This window comes from Mesotoga sp. UBA5847 (genome assembly GCF_002432735.1).
GTDB lineage: Bacteria > Thermotogota > Thermotogae > Petrotogales > Kosmotogaceae > Mesotoga.
Genome location: NZ_DJGL01000037.1, coordinates 76,847 through 94,609 on the forward strand (window position 1 = coordinate 76,847; position 17,763 = coordinate 94,609).

13 protein-coding genes are annotated in these 17,763 nt (G+C 44.8%); 6 read left to right on the top strand and 7 right to left on the bottom strand.

The window, feature by feature from the left end; genetic code table 11:
* The first annotated feature begins 31 nt into the window (after nucleotides 1-31).
* Nucleotides 32-2,281: a TIM-barrel domain-containing protein gene (locus B3K91_RS04040; RefSeq protein ID WP_292592432.1), complete on the top strand. Its 2,250-nt coding sequence runs from the start codon at nucleotides 32-34 to the stop codon at nucleotides 2,279-2,281.
* Here the strand turns inward: B3K91_RS04040 and B3K91_RS04045 are convergent.
* On the bottom strand, nucleotides 2,270-4,738 hold the full coding sequence (locus B3K91_RS04045; RefSeq protein ID WP_292590123.1) for a hypothetical protein: 2,469 nt from the start codon (nucleotides 4,736-4,738) through the stop codon (nucleotides 2,270-2,272). The genes B3K91_RS04040 and B3K91_RS04045 overlap by 12 nt on opposite strands.
* 115 nt (nucleotides 4,739-4,853) lie before the next feature.
* Between B3K91_RS04045 and B3K91_RS04050 the strand changes: the two genes are divergently transcribed.
* Together B3K91_RS04050 and B3K91_RS04055 are read left to right on the top strand one after the other, a co-directional pair.
* Complete coding sequence (locus tag B3K91_RS04050; RefSeq protein ID WP_292592434.1) at nucleotides 4,854-5,783, top strand: DMT family transporter; 930 nt, start codon at nucleotides 4,854-4,856, stop codon at nucleotides 5,781-5,783.
* Nucleotides 5,780-7,825, top strand: coding sequence for a glycoside hydrolase family 13 protein (locus tag B3K91_RS04055; RefSeq protein ID WP_214079261.1), 2,046 nt, complete (start codon nucleotides 5,780-5,782; stop codon nucleotides 7,823-7,825). Before B3K91_RS04050 ends, B3K91_RS04055 begins: the two co-directional genes overlap by 4 nt.
* Nucleotides 7,826-7,896: 71 nt before the next feature.
* On the opposite strand, the gene B3K91_RS04060 is transcribed toward B3K91_RS04055, so the two are convergent.
* The 6 genes from B3K91_RS04060 to B3K91_RS04085 all read right to left on the bottom strand — a co-directional run bounded on the left by B3K91_RS04060 (nucleotide 7,897) and on the right by B3K91_RS04085 (nucleotide 15,272).
* Entirely contained in the window at nucleotides 7,897-9,675 is a 1,779-nt protein-coding gene (locus B3K91_RS04060; protein WP_292590126.1) for a glycoside hydrolase family 36 protein, read from the bottom strand.
* A gap of 202 nt (nucleotides 9,676-9,877) precedes the next feature.
* Nucleotides 9,878-11,020 carry a trans-sulfuration enzyme family protein gene (locus tag B3K91_RS04065; RefSeq protein ID WP_292590128.1) on the bottom strand — a complete coding sequence of 381 codons (1,143 nt, stop codon included), beginning with the start codon at nucleotides 11,018-11,020 and terminating at the stop codon, nucleotides 9,878-9,880.
* A 7-nt stretch (nucleotides 11,021-11,027) separates the two neighbouring features.
* Nucleotides 11,028-12,029 carry a Gfo/Idh/MocA family protein gene (locus tag B3K91_RS04070; RefSeq protein ID WP_292590129.1) on the bottom strand — a complete coding sequence of 334 codons (1,002 nt, stop codon included), beginning with the start codon at nucleotides 12,027-12,029 and terminating at the stop codon, nucleotides 11,028-11,030.
* A 71-nt stretch (nucleotides 12,030-12,100) separates the two neighbouring features.
* Entirely contained in the window at nucleotides 12,101-13,201 is a 1,101-nt protein-coding gene (gene galK / locus B3K91_RS04075; RefSeq protein ID WP_292592436.1) for a galactokinase, read from the bottom strand.
* 113 nt (nucleotides 13,202-13,314) lie between these two features.
* Entirely contained in the window at nucleotides 13,315-13,554 is a 240-nt protein-coding gene (locus B3K91_RS04080; protein ID WP_099830910.1) for a glutaredoxin family protein, read from the bottom strand.
* Nucleotides 13,555-13,670: 116 nt separating this feature from the next.
* Entirely contained in the window at nucleotides 13,671-15,272 is a 1,602-nt protein-coding gene (locus B3K91_RS04085; RefSeq protein WP_214059849.1) for a DUF2207 family protein, read from the bottom strand.
* A gap of 61 nt (nucleotides 15,273-15,333) precedes the next feature.
* Here B3K91_RS04085 and B3K91_RS04090 point away from each other — a divergent pair, with 61 nt between their 5' ends.
* Genes B3K91_RS04090 through B3K91_RS04100 form a run of 3 tightly spaced genes read left to right on the top strand, consistent with a single transcriptional unit; the run spans nucleotide 15,334 to nucleotide 17,723 of the window.
* Entirely contained in the window at nucleotides 15,334-16,122 is a 789-nt protein-coding gene (locus B3K91_RS04090; protein ID WP_099830908.1) for an HAD-IIA family hydrolase, read from the top strand.
* A 24-nt stretch (nucleotides 16,123-16,146) separates the two neighbouring features.
* Complete coding sequence (locus B3K91_RS04095; protein WP_214059851.1) at nucleotides 16,147-16,710, top strand: LemA family protein; 564 nt, start codon at nucleotides 16,147-16,149, stop codon at nucleotides 16,708-16,710.
* 5 nt (nucleotides 16,711-16,715) lie between these two features.
* Entirely contained in the window at nucleotides 16,716-17,723 is a 1,008-nt protein-coding gene (locus B3K91_RS04100) for a M48 family metallopeptidase (RefSeq protein ID WP_292592438.1), read from the top strand.
* The last annotated feature ends 40 nt before the right edge of the window (nucleotides 17,724-17,763 follow it).

The window sequence follows — 17,763 nt, forward strand, 5'->3', positions numbered from 1 at the left end:
ATCAAAATTTCTTATAAATGGAGGCGCTGCTTTGAGGAAACGATTCTTTCGCTATTTCGATTCAGTAATCAAAATGGAAGTTGAAAGAGAGGGAAAGACGAAGTTCGAAACTGATTCGGTATTGACCGCGCCTGCAGAAGAACTGGACAGCGACGTGGCAAATCATCTCTTCCAAGGGTTGAGGCTGCACGGGCTAGAAGGATCCTCATCGCAGGACTTCAACGAGATGGAGATTGTAGAAACGACAGATGGATTCAGTATTAAAATCGAACTACATGACGACCAGGCAGTTCTTGGACTCGGACAATCGATCGGCCCTCTCAACAAAAGGGGCGCAGTTTATGAGATGTACAATACCGATGAACCTGATCATTCTCCCTCAAAGAAAAGGCTTTACTCAACGCTTCCAGTATTCTATATAGCTTCAGCCAGGAGACAGATCGGCTTCTTTCTAGATCACCCGGGATACTCCAGATTCGACGTAGGCTTCGAAACGCGAGACAGGCTGAAAATCGATATAGAAGGCGATGGTTTTAGTCTTTTCATGTTCTTTGAGAGCCCACATGAGACTATAAGAGACCTATTCAGACTAACCGGGAACCCTTTGTTCTTACCCGCCTGGGCTTTGGGTTATCATCAGTCAAGATGGTCGTATGGAGATGAGAAATCCGTTATTGAAATCGCGGAAAATCTCAGGAACAAAAAGATACCATGCGACGCAATACATCTGGATATTGACTACATGGACAGTTATAAGGTATTCACTTGGGATGAGAATAGCTTCCCCAATCCGTCGTCAATGATAGAACGACTATCTAATATGGGCATTAAGATCATTTCAATAGTAGATCCGGGTGTTAAGGCAGTTGAAAACTACGACATCTATGAGGATGGCCTCAAGGGTGACTTCTTCTGCAAGAAGGAAGATGGTACCCCCTTTAGACCTGCAGTCTGGCCTGGAGAATCCAGACTCCCGGACTTCCTGAACTCTGCTACGAGAAATTGGTGGGGAGAACATTATGACAGGCTCTTGAAGGACGGAGTCTCTGGCTTCTGGAACGACATGAATGAGCCCTCGATTTTCTACACACCTGAATTGCTCAAAGAGCTACAACAGCTTGCAACCGAAATAGATGACAATGGAATTGAAACGGAATTCCTTTTTGCGAGGATTGCCTCAAAGAAGAAGTACTACGACTACGGGAAGGATTTTGTTCAGACTGATGATAATGGGATCGCTCACTTGCATAGAAAGGTACGAAACATCTATGGGTTCAATATGGCTCGAGCAGCATTCGAGGGAATAAGGAAAAGCAGGCCCGATTCAAGACCCTTCATTATCACTAGATCGTCATATCCCGGCATTCAAAGATACGCGATCCTTTGGACGGGCGATAACGAGAGTAGTTGGGAACAGCTGCTAAGCGAAATCAGGCTAATCCAATCCATTTCGCTTGCAGGAGTAAGCTTTGTTGGTTGCGATGTGGGCGGCTTTGGCGGCGATTGTAGCGGAGAGCTGCTTGTACGATGGACTCAACTGGGGGCCTTTCTTCCCTTCTTCAGGAATCACAGTGCCATTGGAACGAGGAGACAGGAACCTTGGGCCTTCGACAGCGAGGTGGAGAGGCTCATTAAGAAGGCAATAGAGCTTCGTTACTCATTGCTTCCCTATTTCTACACAATTCATAAGCAGTCAGCCGACGGAAAAATGACAATGATTAGACCCCTCCCGATTGTCTGGCCCAAAGACAGGGAAACTTATAACGCCGACGATCAGTTCATGATAGGTCCGTCTATCATGGTTGCTCCCATTTACCAGAGGAATTCAAAGGGTAGGCACGTTTATCTTCCAGAAGGAGAATGGCTAGATCTTAACACGAAGAGAGCATTCGCTTCAGGCCATGTCTGGACAGAGGCTCCTTTAGATACCATTCCCTATTTCTTGAAGGAGGACTCCTTGGTCGTTACTACCTGCAGCTCTCAATTTGTTGAGAGCGGATCCTGGGGAGATCTTCGAATCATAGGTTTTGTTAAGAATTATGCGGAGTTTGAACTGTATGAAGACGACGGAATTAGCAACGCTCACGAAACCGGCGAATATTCTTTGAAGAAAATAGTTGTGCGCAGTTGTACAGATGGAATTAGAATTGAAGTTCTACCCAAAACAGGTAGCTTCAAATGCAGAGAGAGATCATTGACATTCGAAGTTCACAACGGAGAAAGGCTGTACACTGTGAGCGTGCAGGATTCTCCTGAGGGTTGTGAAGTTCTAGTAAAGTAGTGCGAAATCTATGTAGGGCAGGAGTCTCATGCTTTCAAGCATGATTCCTGCTTTTATTTTCATTGGGTAAGCTGCGTAAAGGTAGACCGTCTCAAACTTATATATAGCCAGTCTCCAGGAAAAGCTCCTTCCTATCAACGTATCGATCTTCGCTCCAATTCCTTCCTCAGAAAGGTGAACAAGATTAATAAGATTGAACCCTCTCCTCGAAATAGTGTAGTCAGACGAGATTGAAAGGCCAACGACTATGTTGGAATCGTCCCTGAAATCCCATAGCTCAACCGGTACTAGAGATGGATCTTCTCCGAAAGTCACCCTAGAAAAGATAGCTGAATCTAATGCAAATCCGTTTTTCTTCCAGTCAAAATCGACTCTTATCCCCACGTCCACAAGATTTGAAGTTGCCGTCTGCGTATCCCTAACGGCAATATTCGTCTTCAGTGATGCCTGACCCCCGTAAAGCACAGATGAATCCTGAAGAACAACGTTAATTGATCCCGAGACTTGCAGGGGATAATTGAGCTCGGCCTTCCAGCCGAAAGCAAGTTTGGGATTAATGACATACTGACGATAAGCCTCCAAAGAAGCTTCGACATTGAGATCCGAAAACTCGAACGAAAGGGTGAAATCAACGGGCGTGTAGTCAATACTACACAGTTCGAGGTGGAGGCTCGGAAGCATTGTCCCAAAGTCGAAAGATCCACCGGCAATCAGATGGTTGTGAAATGTAAGATCGGAAAAAAGCAAAGACAGACCCTTGTAAGGAATGGGAGACACAAATCTCCAACTTGTGAAACCTTCGTATTTCTCGCCTTCTAATGGCTCAGGAACTCGCATCTCAACACTCGTTTCCTTGAGCTTGAACTCAGTGGTCTTTGATTCAACTGAGTACAACAACTTGTTTCCCTTGACCTGACCGACAGCCACAATTCCTTCTCTTGTTCTGGCAGGATCTCTGACGTACCTGGGAAAGGTGGCAAGACTTGTCATCTCGCCTTCAGATGTGACAAGATAAACACTGCTGCCAAATCCGTTCTCCACCGAAATAAGAAATCCGCCTGAAGTCCAGCTTCCAAGTGAGAAGTCCTTATCGATTTTGTACATTAAAGGGGCATCGAAACCCGATGAGTAGAATGCAATATACTTGTTTCCGCGCATATTGACTCTGAACGCTACGAGCGCACCATCTTGAGATGCTCTGACGCTAGTGATCTGCATTTCCGGGTCTATTGCCGCGAATATCGTCGTCACCCTTTCATTTCGAAGTGAGAGGATTTCCACAGACATAGTCCCCAAACTATTCCTCAGAATTGCTAGACGATCTTTTCCGGCGAAATCGATTCCGACAAGGTGGGAGTACTTCGTTCGCTCAAGCCTTCCTTCCCTGAAGAAGTAAAGCCTTGTTTCGGAGACTTCCTTCTCAAAAAGCAACAATGCAATTTCATTCTCAAAAACAGCGAAATCAATGATCTCCATGCTGGTTCTGAGAATTTCGGTGTCTTCCCTATATAGCGTGTAGTATCTTTGCTCTCTATCAAACCCAATATAATACAGTCTATTCGCGTAGGTCTTTGATCTGTAGTGACTGACAAATTCCCCGATATCCGAAGAGAGTCTGTGGATAGATGGAGTCTCTACTCCTTTCCACTTTTCCGATTCAAAATCGATAAACTCCGCCTTTAGCTCCTGATAGCTTTTACCATATACTCTCTCAAAAGAAAAATCAATTCCGGCAAATCCAAGAATCCCCGACTTTATCCTGACCAATTCCTGAATGCTTTCAAAGCCATAGGTCTCATATAGAAATGTCAGGAACGCATAGCCGTAATTGTAATAGGCCTCTCCCCCGATGCCGCTGTGACCGGATACTACGGTCTCCTCGAGAAAGGGGTCCTCTCTGTCAAGTTGATCCCAAAGAAAAGGCAAGCGTCTGTAATCGTACTCATAAAGGTCTCCAATAAGTTCGCTCCCTAACTGCGCAAAGCCTTCGGTGAACCACATGGGCTGAAGGGCGTTAGGAAGGTAAAGTCTTGAGAAATAGTTTCTCAGAAAGTTTCCAACTTGAGTTGTTGCGGTCATCTGAAAAAGATGACTAAGTTCGTGAGCGATCACTTCTTCCAACCAGAAGCCGTCATTTCTGTAGGGATAGTCGAGACCGATCGTCATTATGTAGATTGATTCCATGACTGGATTTGCCAGACCGTTTGACCGATCCTCATAGCCTCCGATCAATATGGAGATCTTGTCTCTGAAAGGGTTTCCGAACAATTCACTCAAGCCAAGGAAGGTATTTTCTGCAATCTCTTCAATTTGGGAAACCGAACCGGCCACTTCGTTATGGTATATATAAACAAAGTGCTCTGATTCATGCTTCAACCAGTCCAGATCTCTGAATGAATATCCACTTACGATGACCGAAATCAGCAGAACAAAAAACAGAATATATCTTCTGAACAAAACAACACCGCCTTCTTGAAAAGGAGATCACTACTATTATAGACTATGCAAAGGCGACAAGGCCCTAAGGTTGCCGGTTACTTCATCGCAGTGCTATTATTGGTTGAGGTGCTTTATGGCAGAGATTGAAAGAGATAGGCTCTTGGCATATTTTGCAGGAATCGGTTCTTCAGTTATCTTTGGTCTTTCCTTTCTATTTACGAAGAACGCACTTGAATATACAAATCCCATGTACTTTCTTTCGTACAGATTTTCTGTTGCCTTTCTGACTATTTCATTGTTTAGATTGTTTGGTATCGTCAGAATCAGACCCTACAGAGCAGTTTTTAAAGACCTTCTTCTTCTCAGCCTTGTTCAACCGGTCATGTACTTCATCTTCGAAAATGTTGGGGTCTCTTTGTCCACTTCATCCGAAGCTGGAATACTCCTTTCGACAATTCCAATATTCGTACTGATTTTCGCCAGGATATTTCTTAAGGAGAGACTTGCCGCTCCTCAGATAATCTCAGTTGTGACTGCGCTATTTGGCATAACTTTGATAACCGCCGGAAAGGGGATTTCCTCAGGAAGCAGTCCACTGGGGCCGATCATTTTGATAGGCAGCACAATCTCGGCAGCCTTCTATAACATTCTCTCGCGAAAAGCCTCTGTCAGGTTTAGTTCATGGGAGATCACATATCATATGATGACGATGGGCTTCATCTCTTTCACCGTAATCGCACTTATATTGTCTTTGTCAAGAGGAGAGTTTTTGTTCTATATCGGCGGAATTGCTCAGCCTGGTGTCGCCATTGCTGCGCTTTACCTCGGCACATTATCGTCGGTCGGAGCATTCTTCTTGATCAACTTCATGCTGTCCAAGCTTGAAGCATCGCGCTCAACCGTCTTTGTCTACCTTTCAACAGTTGTATCTCTTTTCGCAGGCGTGATTTTCAGGGGAGAAAGATTCGGACCAATTCAGATGTTTGGAGTAGCTCTTATTCTCTTCGGAGTATGGGGGGCCAACGCGCTGTCGAAGAGGAAAATCAAGGAGGGGTCGAAATGATGAAAATGAAGAGCGTCGTTACTACGGTTTTCGTCTTGGCAATGACAATTGCCAGAGGAGTATCCTTTCTTACTACTGCAGATTCAACACCCTCAGTAGTGATCATTGAGAGTTCACTGGAACTGAATATGTCTCGACTCGATAACAATTGGTGGTCAGCAGAAGTTAATATTGAGCCAGGTCTCTATCATTACTACTATTCCACAGAAGATGCGACTTTTCTTGACCAAAGGAATCCTGACAAGTCGTACAAAGATGGAGCAGAACTATCAGTGTTAAGAGTAGAAAACCTTGGAGACCTGCAAGACTTTGCCAGACACAGTGTTGGCGACAGAGATTACTTCAACCCGGTAAACGAAAATGAATTCTACTTTGCCGTTTCACTTCCTATTGGAACTACTTATCAGCTCAGCCTCATTGTCGATGGGAATCGCTACAATCTAGAGTATCTACGCGACTTCGGCAAATATAGCTTTTATCGTACAGACAGGATAAAAGTTGAAAACTTGGAGTATTACTTCGAGATACAGGATGGAGACAACTCAGTGGTCCTCGATTCTCTCGGACTGTGCCAAGAGTTACGTCTTCCATTCATTTTCGAGAAAGATAGGCTTCCCATAACATATTTTGATCTTCCGGAATGGTCAAAGGGAGCCGTTTATTATCAGATTTTTCCTGAGAGATTCGCAAATGGAGATCCCAGAAACGATCCTGTTGGAGTTCAGCCGTGGAATTCTGATCCTGTTTTCGCCAACCTCGGCGGCGATGGCTTTTTCGGAGGAGACCTCAAAGGGATCATCGATCGTTTCGATCACATTCTTGAGCTGGGAGTAAATGCGATATACCTGAACCCGATCTTTGAAAGCCCTTCGAGTCACAAGTACGATACTGAAGACTACCTGAAGATCGATGACAATTTCGGCGACGACTATGTTTTCGAGGAGCTCATTTCACTGGCAGAAGATTCTGGCATCAAATTGATTCTGGATGGAGTCTTCAATCATACCGGCTACGACTTCTTCGCCTTCAAAGATCTCCGTGAAAGAGAGGAGACTTCCCCCTACAAGGACTGGTATTTTGTCAAACGCTTTCCAATAAGGAAGATCCAGGATAGGGCAATGACATATGTGGGATGGAACGGCTACGCATATATGCCTAAGATAAACAGCCTCAACGAAGGCTGGCAGGCTTACGTGGAACAACTTGTACGCAAGTACGATCTTGAAGGAATCGGTGGCTGGCGTCTCGATGTTGCAACGGAAGTTGACCCTCTATTCTGGAGTGATTTCTTCAGACCACTTGTGAAGGGGTTAGACAAAGAAAAATTGCTTGTCGCGGAATTTTGGGGAGACGCCAGAGCACTGCTTAGAGGCAAGTCTTTTGATTCGGTTATGAACTACCCCTTTAAGGATGCGGTTGTGGAGTATGTTTTCAGAGCGGGAAACTCTGCTGCAAAGTTCGCAGCTATGACTAATCTGTATCTCAACGCTTATCCGCCTCAGACTCTGCATTCTCTCTGGAACATTCTCGACAGCCATGACACCGAGAGAATTCTTACCCTTGCCTTCAATCAGGTTGATCTTCTGAAGATAGCAGTGGCAATTCAGATGACTTTCATCGGCAGCCCTGTAATTTACTACGGAGACGAAATCGGAATGAAGGGGGGAAAGGATCCGGAGAACAGAGCTCCCATGATCTGGGACGAAGAGAGATGGAACTGGGAAATCTACGAATTCTACAAGAAGCTAACAGAGCTTAGAGAGTCTCACGAATCTCTTCGTACCGGAGAATATGAAGTCATGACAACCAGTGGCCCCGTTCTCTCTTACAGAAGATGGAACGATCAGGATGAAGTAATTGTTGTAGTTAATCCATCACGAGAAAGCGTCTCCTTCAGTCCTTCGACAAGTGGCGAATTCTTTGAGTATCTTTCCGGAAGAATACTGGTAATTGATCAGCACACAGTAGAGATCCCTGCTATAACAGTTTGGATTCTTGTTAGGAACGAGAGCGGTGAACTGGCTTCTGCCGACAACTCTTGATATCGAGTTCTAAAGTCCCGTCAACTATTCAACCATAACCGAGGTTATTGTCGGTAGTTGATTCAGGCGGCTCATTCTAAACCTTCTCGTGCTTCTCGCTTTTCTATCCATATGCTTCGGGGAGGTAGTTCAACTTCCATAACGGAAGGAATTACGCCTGACCAATCCTGATACATCTTCTTGAGCTTAATTGAGTGCCGAGGTGTATCGGTAAGATTCACGAAAGAGGTGACGTCATAGACGGGTGCATTTCTCGTACAGGTTGCGAAGACTCCGTTCATGCCGTCAAGGAAGACCCTGGGTTCTCCTCCCCTAAGCTGCATCGCTTCCATGAGCAAAGAAATCCCGTCGCGGCCAACCTGAGACATGTCATCACTGGTAAGCATCATTCCATCAAGTAAACCCACAGATAATGCAAATACTCGCTTCTCTTCTTCGGTAAGTCCGCAGTTCCTCAAAACAATCGTATCGGGATCATTCAGCCACAGCCTGCGGTGCATGAAGGACCTTGTGTAGGCATTTCTCAAGCTGTACCTTGCGCTCGGAACTCCTATATCCATCGTTTCCCCATTCCACTCGGGCGCAGTATCGGACCCGATTCTCATACCATCAACATAACCTACTGAGGGAAGCAGAGGAGCTCCACAGCCAAGAATGAAGCAATCATCTCCGGCAGCAGCTCTAATTGTCTGCATTCCACTTCTATACGCCTCAACCGGTGTTAAGAATTCGTTGAAGCGCCCTCCAGGAATCGCACCAGCGAAGAGAAAATCTATTTTCAAATAGTCAAAGCCATAACTCCTTATTGTCTTTATAAGCCTTTCGAGGTGAAGTAGAACTTCTGGATTAGTCGTGTCAAGAGCGAAAATCTGCTTATTCCAATTTCTGTATGCTACTCTGGGATTGCCATCACTGTTCTTTACAAACCATTCTTTGTGCTCGTTGAACAGCCTTGAGGATTCGGAAGCAGAAAATGGGGCTATCCACAGTCCCGCTTTGAAGCCTTTTCCCCTAATTTCAGAAGCGATTTCTTTCAAGTCCGGAAATTTGGAGTTGGTCGTCAGCCAGTCGCCTATTTCCTTTTCGTAACCATCGTCAAGCTGAACCAGTCTGTAATCGATTTTCTCGCGATCTCGAATTTCGGCAAGAAGCTTCACATTCTTCGACAACTCATCGAAAGTTATGTCGGTGAAGTAGTGGTACCAACTACACCAACCTATCCCTTCAAACTCATTAAACTCAACCTCATTACTCTGCTTTATGAGATCAGCATACTTTTCAAGCATAGTCCAGAGGCTTTTATTACCAAGAATAACCATCTCTTCGAGTTCTATTGACTCGCCCGATGCAAGTTCAGTACCGAAGAGATCCACTGAACCAATGATGCTCAAGGTCTCATCGTCCCATAGGAAATACTGGTGAGTGAATTGATTCGAGACAAAACCTACAAGGAGCTCGTCGGTGGCAATGAAGTAATCACTAGGTCTTTGCCCTTTCCTAAGGAGCTCAGGTATTGGGGAGGCGGCAAAGAGACTTATTCCTTGAGAATCTGCGTACTGAACAAACGAATCCACTAATGGTCGCTCCCAGTAAGCCTTGAATGGGAACCATGACTGCCAGTTGTTGTAGTAAACGGGCTCACTAACATCCTGGATTTCGATTAGATCGATCTTGCCAACTTTCTTAGGAGAGGGATCTTCGTTGCGAATTGAGACTCTGAGCAAAACTCCCGATGAGTCTGGAAGGTTTGAAAAGCCATAGATAAGGACAAGGTTTTCTCTCTCTATCTTGAACTCTCTCGCGCTGCTAAGGAACAGCTCCTCTATTCCCGCGATTCTTATCTTCAACACTTCAAATCACCTCACAACCTTGTTGTCTATTATAGGCCAACAAGAAAACAAGTTGAATCGCGGTTTCATTACTGATGCTGAGAGGAAAGACGTTTATGACTCCAATTCTGGTTGTCGGTTTTTCTTGCTCTTTCAGACGCCGGGTTCCTTTCTTTCTCGGGGCAGGTACAAAGAACAGAATCATTCATTTTCTTGGTTGCTCCTAGATTGCTTCAAGAGCTGCACCTAGATCTTCCAGAAGATCTTCAACATCCTCGATCCCCACCGAAAGCCTTACCCCTCCTTTGGATAGACCCACTTCACTAAGCTGTTCATCTGTAAATGAAGAGTGACTGGTGAGAACAGGTATCGTGACAAGTGATTCGACTCCGGCCAGACTTGTTGCTTCTAGAAAGAGCTTGCTGCTTCTTATGAATCTTTTCGCTTTTTCCAGATTCTCCAGCTCAAGATACACGACTCCCCCAAAGCCTTTGCAATCTGCAAAGCAGCTAGGTTTAGTGTTCATCAAAGAAGGATAAGAGACTCTACGCACTTTTGGACTTTTCGAGAGAAAAACCGCTACTTCTTCCCCGTTCTTATTATGCAGTTCCATTCTGGGACCAAGAGTCTTCACTCCACGACTGACCAGAAAAGCATCAAATGGAGCTCCATTCGTGCCCAACCTAATCATTTTCTGTCTAACAAGCTTCTCAGAATCGCCTTCGCTGAAGGCGGCAAAGCCCGCAATGACATCGGAATGGCCATTCACATACTTAGACAGACTCTGGATATCTACGTCGGCACCATGTTCAAGCGGCCTAAAATTGTAGGGAGACAGAAATGTATTGTCGACTATCAAAAGCGCTCCGCTCTTCTTTGTTATCTTTGATATGTTTTCGATTTCCGATAAGACCAGGTTCGGATTTGCCATTGACTCAACATACACGATAGCGGTATTGTAGTCGACAAGATTCTCAAGGTCTTCTAACTTTGACTGGTCAAATCTCCTGACCTCTACTCCCATGCCGGGTAGTTCCGCGATAAGACTCTGAGTCCCTCCGTAAACGTTTTTCGAAATCACCAAGTTCATCCCTGACTTGAGAAAAGTGAGAAATACCGTAGTGATAGCGCCCATTCCCGATGAAAAGAACACTCCGCCTTTTCCTCCGAAAAGATCGGACAGCTTCCTTTCTAAAACTCCTATCGACGGATTTCCGACCCTTGTATATAAGGTCTCTGAGGTTTCGCTGAGATACTTGTCGTCATTTGCCAGGAAGTTCGAAGTCTGGAAAATTGGAGTTGTTACGGCGTCGCAAACTTTTTGCTCTTCGCCACTATGAATAGCTCTAGTATTGAAGCCAGTCATCTTCCCATCAACTCTCCACTATCAATGAGTCCACAATCACTACTCGTTTCTCATTTGCAGAAATCAATCCGGCCTCAACGGTCGCCAGATCAAGGATTGCCTCCCGAATAGAGCCGAGAGAATTCTTCTGACCTTTAATGACTCTGTAGAAATCAGCAAATTCCTCAACGAATCCATCACTGTTATTTGCGTAGAATTTCTCTCGACCGTGAGCCTCGATTTCGATTGTCGCTTCATCCTTGTCAACACGCAACAGGCCTTCTGTTCCAACGATCTCGAGTCTGTTAAGAGTGGCTGGAGCACCATATACAACCGAGTAGTTCCCAATCACTCCGTCTCCCAGTGTCATATTGAAGACCACTGAGTTCTCCGCACCAAGATAATCGAGATTCTTCTCTGAAAATCCGCTAACTTCTCTCACATTCCCAAGGATTTTTCGCAAGGCCGCAATGTCATGAACGCCACCGTCAGAAATGAATCCCCCCACATGTTTCGGGGCTTGCCTCCACTTAGTCTGAACATACTTGTTATCCAGTCCGAAATCTACCCATTTGAGCCAACTGAATATGATTGGTTTGCCGATCCTTCCTTCCCTCACAAATTCGGAAGCCTTAGTGTAAACTTCTATGTGTCTGTAATTCTCTGCGATGTAGACAGGTGAATTCCCCGGAAGATTCAACAGAGAAAGTCCTTCTTTCACCGACGCGGCAATAGGTTTCTCACAAATAACTGGTTTCTCCGCCGTTCTCGCAGCTACGATCATTTCGGGATTGAGGGCAATTGGCACTGCAAGGACAATCGCATCGACATCATCGGAATAAAGAATCTCTTCATAAGAATCGAAGACTTTGATTTTACCTCCAACGAGATCGGCGAACTCCTCAGCCTTCTTTCTTGTTCTGCTGTTTACAGCAGTAATTGTGAATAGATCTTTCAGCTCCATTAAGGCGGGAAGATGAAGTTCCCTTGAGGCGATTCCCGCTCCTACAACGCCTAGTCTAATGTTCATATCATCCTCCTTCGCAAAACCGTTCAAAGCAACAGAACTGGGATAAGTCCATTTAAGTCAGACTTTCTTTCTCACAAAGGGAAAGAGGCTTCAACTTCCCTTGCGCCATCCGAGGGTCTTACTTCGTAACAATCGATATCTATCGCAAACTTCTCTTTGTATCTCGTTTTCACCACTTCAACTATCTTATTCTCCTCGGTTTTCTCACAAAGGGCGAGTACCGATCCACCGAACCCGGCTCCAATCATTCTTGCACCCGATACGCCCTTCATCTCTCTAAGCGTATCAACAATGAAGTCAGTCTCTTCACAAGTAACCTCATAGTCAAGAGCCAGAGATTCATGAGATTGTATGAGAAGCCTGCCAAGGTTTTCAAAATTCGAGTTTGATAGAATCTTCATTGACTCCAGAACCCTCATGTTCTCTGAAACAACATGCAAAGCTCGTCTATAATAGAGATCACCCATTTTTCCTCTGTTCGGAAACAGATCAACCATTGAAACTTCGCGATAGCTACTCCTGCCAAGAATCTCAAGAGCCTTTCGTGCTTCCTCTCTTCTTGAATTATACGCGCCTCTTGAAAGAGAATGATGTACCTTTGAATCGAACACAAGAAGCGTATAGTCGCCCAGTTCCAGGGGGACATACTCATATTGCATCTTGAGAGTATCAAGGAATATCGCCTTGTTCCTACGTCCCATTACCGCCGTGAATTGATCCATAATTCCACACTTGACTCCGACAAAATCGTTCTCTGCTTCCTGAGCATAATTGTACAACTGAGTTTCGCTGAGCTTTAGATCAAAAACCGAGTTCAGTGCTACTATCAAGGCAACCTCTAAAGCGGCAGAGCTCGAGAGACCTGCTCCTTCAGGAAGGCTGGAGCGAATATCAATATCCATTCCCCCGAACTTGGCGTCAAGCTTATTCTTCAAGATCCAGATTATTCCTTTTAGATAATCGCTCCAGTCACCTGTCTTTTCAATAACACTTTCTTCGAATGACACCGGTTTTCTTCCCATGGAGCTCAGGTGAATCCGACCGTTACCATTCTTCTCAATTGACAGAAGAACATATTTGTCAATCGCGGCTGGCATTACGAACCCTTCGTTGTAATCAGTATGCTCTCCAATGATATTAATCCTACCAGGCGCAACAAAGTACCTCTTCAACTCAACACCTCCAGCAATGTACATATATGCTTTTTGCTCTATATTGAGAGAATAGCACCCCGTTGACAAAAAAACAAAGCGGGCTAATGCCCGCCGTGAAATCGCTTCTTCAGTTAATGGATACCCAGAAGGCCGTCTATCTTTCCCTTGTCAAATCCTACAATAACCTGGCTTCCTATTGTTATCACCGGAACACCCATCTGCCCACTCTTCTTGACCATTTCTTCCGCTTTGGCTTTATCCTTGCTTACATCATAGTCTTTAAAAGCAATTCCGTTTGCCCTGAAATAGTCCTTTGCTCTCTTGCACCAGGGACATGTGGGAGTAGAATATACAACTACCTTTGCGCTCATGAAATCCACACCTCCATTTACCCCCTAGGGGTATTAGTAAGTAAATTATAGAATATTTCTGCTACAATTGTCAACTGCTCGATTTAGGGAGACATGTATTCATTCGGGAGAAGTTATCAGGATTTCGCTTTATCAAGAAGCAGTTCGAGTTTCTGCAGTTGGCGGAGTACTGAAAGCTGTTGTTCGTTTACCTTCTGTCTGTTGGCAATCAGATTCTGCAGATGCCCCATAGCTACAAGCTTTGACAAATCATCGTTGTTAAGCGAGGGCTTTGAAAGAAGATCCTTCTCTGACTTCTTCCATTCCATATAGAACAGTCTCCCTGAAGGCGTCCATCTTGCGAAAATCCTCTTCGGGACAACTAGAAGAAGCCATCCCAGGCACCAGTCTGCATAGAGAACTATTGACAGCACGAGAGATTCATCTGGAAAGGAGAGGTATATCTGCCAGTTTCCAAAGACAAACTTCAGTATCATGGACCAGATGATTAAGTAGAAGATCGAAAAAACCGACATGACCGTAGAACCGAGGTACTCATAGAATCTTCCTGACTTCACGCTGCGCATCGCATTCTTCTGCCAAAGACTATAATGTTCCCTGAATTCGTTGAGCGAAACGCTGTTGTTTTCAGCATCAGGAATCTCTATTGAACCGTCTTCATTTCTCTTTAGAGACTTGATGGCCTGAAGCGCCCATTGCTGCTGCGTTGGGATTCCATTATGAGTTGCCTTCACGGATATAGAATTCTCACCGATAAATATCTCTCCGCTGTTGTGCATCTCAAGAATCGTTGCAAGGAAGCCGTTGTGATCCACTTCCTGGAATGGATTCCTTATTACTGCATTAAGAATATAGCCCGGTACATCGTAGATTCTATAACCAATTTCCGACTTAACCTGAGGCTCGACTCCAAAAAGGACAAACGTGAAGAATAAGACGAAAAAAGGCACTGCTATCTGAAACCCGATCAAACCCGAAAGAAAAGCCTGCTGGAACATGGCTATCTCGTGTTCCTTGCGAATCGAACTTTTGCTTACGGTTGTACTCACCGCGTTTGGCATAGTACTGGCAATGTTTTTTGGAAACGAGATCTTGATTTCGCCCGATGCATTTGAAAGAACAGATTTCATTCGAAGCTTCACGGAGTTTCCTTCTATCTCCACCCTGGCTTCTTTATAGGGCCTGACAGAGATATCGTCCTTTGTTATCCTAGAGATTATGGCCTCGGGTAACTCTATGGAAAGAGAGATGTCTCTGGTCATGGCATCTGAGTTTGGTTCCCAGAATCTATAGCTCAACACGGCGATATCCGTTCCTATCTCGACAACACCGGATAAACTGTATTCAGTTGTCATCAGAAACTGGGTGACTTCTTGTTCAAGAAAGATCCTCGCATCGAAGCCGCCGGGAGATGACGATATCTCTCTGACAACACCGGTTCCCTGGGAAACCTCAATAGAATACGAGTTGAGAACCGAGGGATATGATAAATGGAGTTTCTTAGTCGCTGTCCTGTTGTTGCGAGATAGCGTGTAAACTGAAAGCTCTTCAACGAGAAGCTCCCCCTGATCATTCAGTCTGGCGTTGATTTCAACCGAATCGATCTTGTAGGGAGCTGATTCCCTCCAGAAGCCATTTCCTAAGGCAATGAACATAAAAAATCCGCTGACTATCATGAATATGATAAAGAAGTACTTTCTTTCGAATTTCCTTTTCATTTCATCTCACCCTTTGTATTATACTCTGCATATGAAAACAGCTGGAAAAATGGAGGAAGAGATGCTCAAACACAAAAGACTCTTCGTTTCAGATATGGATGGAACGTTCTACCTGGGCGAGCATCTTTTACCAGGCAGTCTGGATTTCGCCAGGGCCATCTACAGACACAATTCAAGACTCGTGTTTCTAACCAACAATTCATCACGTACTCCTGAAGAATATATCAGAAAATTGGTGAAAATGGGCATCGAAAGGAGACTATTCGAGGTCTACACATCCGGGGAGGCTACTGTAAGTCTCCTCAAGAACTGCTTTCCTGGCAAGAAGGTGTATCTGTTGTCAACGCATTCAGTCCGGAAGATGTTTTTAGATAAGGGGATAGTCCTCGATGAAAGTAATCCTGATGTTCTCGTTCTGACATACGACACAGAGATTACTTACGAAAAGATCAGGAAGGCCGCTCTCTTCATAAGAAGAGGTGTTCCATACATTGCAAGTCATCCCGATATTAACTGCCCTACCGAAGAAGGCCCTGTACCGGATGTTGGAAGTCTTATTAGCCTCTTCGAGACATCTACGGGTCGTAAACCTGATCAAATAGTCGGAAAGCCGGATCCAACGATACTCAATATGGTCATGAAAGACTTCGGTTGCTCACCTGAAGAGACGGTTATGGTTGGAGATAGGCTCTACACAGATATTGAGTGCGGACTGAGAGCGGGAGTTGACACCTACCTTGTTCTATCGGGAGAAACGACCGAAGATATGATACCCGTTACACATAGTTACAGAGTTGTGCAGAACACCGGATCACTAGCAGCGATGATTGACAAAGATAATACTGTATAATTACCATAAGTTGGAGGTGATTGAATGGTCATCCTTTTCGTTGTAATTGGAATTATTGTTGTCTTAGCTCTATGGCTCATCGGGGTATATAACAATTTAGTCACCCTAAAAAAGAGGGTCGAAAATGCATGGTCGCAGATCGATGTTCAGCTCAAGAGAAGACATGATCTAATCCCGAACCTTGTTAGCTCTGTGAAAGGTTACATGAAATTTGAACAGGAAACTCTGGAAAAAGTAATGCAAGCGAGAGCAAAAGCTGTTTCAGCTCAAGGTGTGGGAGACAAGATCAAGGCAGAACAAGAACTTGGCGGCGCGCTCGGTAGACTGCTTGCAGTAGTCGAGAATTACCCTGATCTGAAAGCAAACACAAATGTATCACAGCTGATGGAAGAATTGACCAGTACCGAGAACAAGATCTCTTACGCAAGACAGTTCTACAATGATTCTGCTACCAAGTTCAATACAAAGATCGAGATCTTCCCGAATAACGCCATTGTTGGCTTCTTTGGGGGTAAATTTGAATCGTTTCCTCTCTTTGAAGTGACAGAGGCCGAAAAAGAAGCTCCCAAAGTAGATCTTTCCTTCTGAGAGCTATGTCTTTTACAGTAGATTTCTACGAAGAAGGCAGGAAGAATGTCAGAAAGACCATCATTCTCGTGATGGTCTTTCTTGCCATGATGGTTGCATTCGGCCTGATAATAGACTTGATCTTCGGTATTCTACCTATATTCACTCTTGTTTTCCTCTCCGTTGCCCTAATACAGATTCTTATTTCTCTCTCCTCAGGAAAAGAGATCGTCTTGAAATCAGTAAAAGCGCGCCCTCTCAAAATGAACGATCCAGAGGAACGACAGCTCAAGAACATCGTAGATGAACTCTCAATTGCAGCTGGAATGGGGAAACCTCCGGATGTATTTGTGATTGATGATGACTTGGTTATCAATGCATTCGCTACCGGAAGGAGACAAGAGGATTCCGTCGTTTGCGTAACTAGCGGACTTTTGAAGAATCTCGATCGTGAGGAGACCTCCGGCGTAATCGGCCACGAACTTAGTCACATAGTAAATAAGGACGTTCTCCTTATGACGCTGATCTCTGCGCTTCTTGGTGCGGTTGTGATTGTTCAATTGCTTGCCTTTAGGGCACTTATCACTTACCTGCGGTTTGGCGCTATTGGAGCGGCTACAAGGTCAAAACGCTCCTCAAAGAAGAACGACAACTCTGCTCTGCCTATAATCGCTTTTCTTGCGGCAGTTGCAGGGCTTGGCGCACTCTTCTCCTTTACTGGAAGACTCTCGTTGCTTGCTGTCTCGAGAACAAGAGAATACTTTGCTGATGCGAGAGCCGTCGAATTGACTAGAAATCCCGCAGGACTATCGAGAGCTCTCCGAAAGATCGCAACGAGTTCTGCGAAACTCCAGACAGCAAATGTGGCGACCGCTCATCTATTCATATCAGATCCTTTGAAGAGGAGGATAAACAATAAGACCTCCTTCTTCGCATCCTTGTGGAGCACACATCCTCCGATCGCGATGAGAATTTCAATACTTGAAAACAAGACACTGACGGAAATTGAAGCGGAGCTTTCCGACTATATCTGATCTTCAGCACTCCTCCCAATGTATTCACGCAAAGAAGTGA